The sequence below is a fragment of the Rubneribacter sp. genome (assembly GCF_965361815.1).
The window spans coordinates 1-3,325 of record NZ_CBDTNW010000139.1; the positions used below are offsets into that span (position 1 = coordinate 1).

The window sequence follows — 3,325 nt, forward strand, 5'->3', positions numbered from 1 at the left end:
ATCGCGCGTTCGACGCGACGCTGGCGTGCGGCTCGTGCGAGACGTGCCCGCATGCGCCCGGCGGCGCGCTTGCGCGCGAGGTGGCGGCGAGTGCGAAGAACCTGCTTGCGGCGTTCGGGTCGTCCCTGTCCATCGACGTGACGGAGTGCGTTTCCGGTCGGGTGTTGGCGTTGCGCTCGGGCGCTTCGGCGCGAGGGCGGGGGCGGAAACGCTCCTGCGAGGTGCGGGATGCCGACGACGGCATGGGGCGGCGGGAGTTCCTCAAGTCGGCCAAGGACGCGTCGGCCCGTGCGGTGGAAGCGGCGGTGACCGAGGGCTTGGGCGCGGTCGACCCCGTTCCCGAACCCGTTCGCGCGGCGTACCGCAAGGTCGGTCCCGACGGCACGTTGTCGCACTTCGTCCCCACGCGCCGCGTGCGGCTGTACAATTACCTGCGGCATGTGGGCGATGGCCGTCCGGTGGCCGACGAGGTGGAGACGCGCGTGATCGGCGCCGTGTCCATCGACGCCGAGAGGTGCAGTTCGTGCCGTATGTGCGCGGTGTTCTGCCCGACGGGCGCCATCAAGAAGATCGACGAGGACGGCGTGTTCGGCATCGTGCATCGCCCGAGCGCGTGCGTGCAGTGCCGCCTGTGCGAGCGCATCTGCCCGAAGCAGGCCATCACGGTGAGCGGACGGGTTCCCATCAGGCAGTTCATGGGCAAGGAGGCCGTGCGCTTTTCCATGAAGCGCCCCACGTGGACGCCGAACAAGCCGGAATCGATGTACAACAAGGTGCATTCGGTGCTCGGCGAGGACCTTGAAATGTGCATGTTCTAGGAGGGGTTCCCATGATGACGTACACGCTGCCGGACTTCACGGTGCTGCTCGGCCTCAACCTGTTCTTCGTGCAGCTGCTGGAGCGGCGGCCGGCGCTGTTTCAAGACGGCGTGCGCATCGGCAGCGTGTACGGCAGCTTTCCGGGCTGCGTTCTCAACGGCGGGCGTGCCTACCTGCGTGAACGCACGTCGCCAGCGCAGATGGAGGAGACGTTTTCGCTGCTGGCCGCCCACGGTGTGAAACCGCGTCTCACGCTGACGAACATGCTGGCCACCGAAGACGATCTGCATGACGGCTACCTGAACGAGATGCTTGCCGCCGCTGCTCGCCATGGCGGCGAGGCCATCGTGTACGCCGACTTCGTGGCCGACTACGTGCGCGAGCGCTACGGCTTGCGCTGTGTGCTGTCCACCACGCGCCCTTTGGCCGATGCGGCCGAGGTGAACCGCATGACGAAGCGCTACGACTACGTGGTGCTCGACTACAACCGCCACAAGGACTCGGCGTTTCTTGCGGCTATCGAGGATTGCGGCAAGGCGGAGGTCATGGTGAACGAGTTCTGCCAGCGCGGCTGCCCGCATCGTCAGGAGCACTACCTGCACAACAGCGAGGACCAGCGCGCGGGCGCCCTGCGCCCCTTCGAGTGCGTTGCGAAGCGCCCCGCTTTCTTCGACCATGCGCCGGGCCACCCGGTCATTTTCACTGACCAGGAGGTGCGCGCACTGCGCGATGCTCACGGCATCGAGAACTTCAAAATCGTCGGCCGCGGCGTGCCCTTCCCAACCGTGCTGGAAGCCTACGCCTACTATCTTGTGCGCCCCGAATACCGCGAGGATGTGAAACGCCTGGTCATGCGCTCGACAGGGTAGTGCGCAGGGGCTGTTTCGCGTGTTCCAAGCGTGCGCGGAACGTTGCGAGCGGTTTTCTCGTTTCAAGAAAGAGACTCGTCTGGTCGTTTTACCGGAGCAAGGCCAATGGCTCGGTGGGCGTGGCCCTCACGCGAGTGCCGAGCGCCTCATCGATGATGAGCGCGTTCGTGTCCGACACGTTGCGGAGCTGAAACCTTTCCATGAACCTTACGAGGCCGAAATCGTCGATGAGCTTCCCGAGCAGCTCGTCTGCGTATGAGGAGCTGATGATGCCGGTCCCTTCAAAGTCGAGAATGGCGCGATGGCCCTTTTGAGCTATGGCGTTGAAAACAATATTGCGAAATTGCTTTGCGGCGTGCCTCGTGCCTGTTCCACGAGACTCCTCGCGCACGCTAAATCTAATCGACTGATCGTCGATCTCATGGTCCTCGAGCCAGAGGTCGACGGGGATGTGGCCGTCAAGGGCATTTCCTATATCGATGGGCCGATCGGCGCGTAATCTGAAATCGACCGTCGTCGTCCCTTTGATTTCTGAACCGATTTTCGAGAATACAGGCTTCGCTTCGGCCCCCTCGTCATTGTGCGCCAGGCGATAACGGGCGCTTTCCGAGGAAATCTCGATCATTCCTCTGCTTGAGGACACGATGCTCGACAACATCCACATGCCTCTTCCGGCTCCACGTCCGTTGGTCACGTTTTTCGTCAGGGCCAATTCGATGGCTTGTTTTGCGGTTTCGGGATGGTAGGAGGAGTTGTTGAACGAGTTCAGTATGCCCTGCCCGTTGTCATGAACCGCTATTGCGATCGTCTTGTTCTCCTGATGGCACTGCGCCATGACGTAGCCGATTGGGGTTTCGTTGCCTGCGCTTTCGGGAAGGGAGTGGTTGAGGACGTTGTCCATAATCTCGTGAAGGCAGAGTTCGATGCTCTCTATCACGCCGGGCGCCAACTTCATTCTGCCTCGGATTGAACGCACGATGCCGCTTACGATCTCGAACTCGTCCTCCGACGAGAACCGCCAAACTTTGTCGAGGAAATCGCAGTGGCTCAACTCGTTGTTGTAGGTTTTAGGGTTGAGGAAGGATGTTTTGAAAAGATAGGTGCTGCTTTTCACGCTTTCCGTCGGGAGAAACGTGCAACCCCTTTCGCGTGCAAACTGGTCAAGTGCGCCCGCCAAAGGGACGCACATGCTCGGATAGGCGGGAGGATTTGCTTTTTGCGTTCTAACCTTGAAAGTGGAGAGGCCCGATGAAATGCCGTCTTCGACTGATTTTATGACGTATTGGCGGGCTCCTTTGCGGGCGACGTCAATGGTGATGATCTTGTAGGACCGTTTCTGTCCCTCTTGGCCGTTTGGATTCATGATTGCGTCGTTTCGTTGAAAAGAACTTGCCTTCTGGTGGTGCCGATGGTAGATTGGATATCGAAATCCCCCGTGCCTCTGCGTATGCAAGCAAACTTCGGGGGATATTTTATTCTAACTCGGCATCTTCTCCAGAGGCATAAGGCAAAAAGAGGGAGCCTTCCACATCGGAGGTTGATTGAAAATCTAAGGTTGATTGCAATCGCAGTCTGGACACTGCAATAGCAAGCTGGACATTCGAAGCTTGGCAGCAGGTTATGAATGAAAAAGACCTT

3 protein-coding genes are annotated in these 3,325 nt (G+C 60.1%); 2 read left to right on the forward strand and 1 reads right to left on the reverse strand.

The window, feature by feature from the left end:
- Both ACWKY3_RS10230 and ACWKY3_RS10235 read left to right on the forward strand, forming a co-directional pair.
- Positions 1–818: 4Fe-4S dicluster domain-containing protein (locus ACWKY3_RS10230; protein ID WP_449316306.1), on the forward strand; the 818-nt coding region annotated here is incomplete at its 5' end.
- Positions 819–829: 11 nt separating this feature from the next.
- Positions 830–1,687 (forward strand): hypothetical protein, encoded by an 858-nt coding sequence (locus tag ACWKY3_RS10235; protein ID WP_449316307.1) that lies wholly within the window; start codon positions 830–832, stop codon positions 1,685–1,687.
- A gap of 88 nt (positions 1,688–1,775) precedes the next feature.
- Here the strand turns inward: ACWKY3_RS10235 and ACWKY3_RS10240 are convergent, their stop codons facing one another.
- Complete coding sequence (locus ACWKY3_RS10240) at positions 1,776–3,050, reverse strand: STAS-like domain-containing protein (protein ID WP_449316308.1); 1,275 nt, start codon at positions 3,048–3,050, stop codon at positions 1,776–1,778.
- Positions 3,051–3,325: the final 275 nt, after the last annotated feature.

What these genes read in the sequence shown, in the direction of transcription:
- ACWKY3_RS10235 (WP_449316307.1), top strand. Translation starts at nt 830, where the DNA reads ATGATGACGTACACGCTGCCGGACTTCACGGTGCTGCTCGGCCTCAAC.
- ACWKY3_RS10240 (WP_449316308.1), bottom strand. Translation starts at nt 3,050, where the DNA reads ATGAATCCAAACGGCCAAGAGGGACAGAAACGGTCCTACAAGATCATC.